Here is a 692-nt window from a genome sequence, read left to right as displayed (position 1 = left end):
GCGCAAGGCATCGAGCAGCGTGGTGCGTGTGTCCAGGTTCAGGGTGTGGGCCGTGCCGTTGACCTCGATGGTCACGCGCTCCTGAGGGRCGGAGCCGGGTGCGGCGAGCGGTGAAGAGGGGGCGGCGGTTGCGTCTGATGGCATAGTGGTCACAGCCGCTGAAGCGGCGCTAGCGATCAGGATACCTCGCCGGGAGATGGTGAGTGCATCGGTGGGGCTTTCCATGGCTTCTGCCTTTGTCCTTAAAGATGGAGTGGGGAGTGGCGAGGTAACCGCCAGCATCCCGGAGCAGGGCCGATTGCACTGTAGGAGACAGGCTAGGTGGGGAGTCAGTTGCCGCCACTGCCGCCGCCGCCATCACGACCGCCGCCGCGTCGAGGTCAGGAAGTACGCCTGGCGCATCCTCCCACTTCTTTTGCCTTACCTTGCAAACGGGTTGTCAAGCGAGGGTCAGGACTGCAGTTTTGCTATCAGAAGAGGAGCTGGTTGCGCTTGTCCTGATTGGGCTCAAGGCCCTTTTCACGCTCGAAATAGACGCTTCCACGGTGTTTTGACTATGCCAGGAGGGATTTTGGCGGCCTGGGGGCATCAAAAAGCCCATATTTAGGCGCCAATTTGGCTTCCGGGCCAATCAGGATTTTTTAGGCTAAGCGAGCAGGCTTTGGACGGCGGCTATCCACAATGCGCAGAAG

General features: G+C 60.5%; 1 pseudogene. It reads right to left on the bottom strand.

Annotated elements, in window-relative coordinates:
- Positions 1-225 (bottom strand): annotated as a pseudogene (locus AC1DWI_RS25445) (aldehyde dehydrogenase iron-sulfur subunit); the annotation flags it as partial.
- Positions 226-692 lie beyond the last annotated feature (467 nt).

It is taken from the genome of Polaromonas sp. P3_C2 (assembly GCF_056402675.1).
This window is presented reverse-complemented; position numbering and strand designations above follow the sequence as displayed.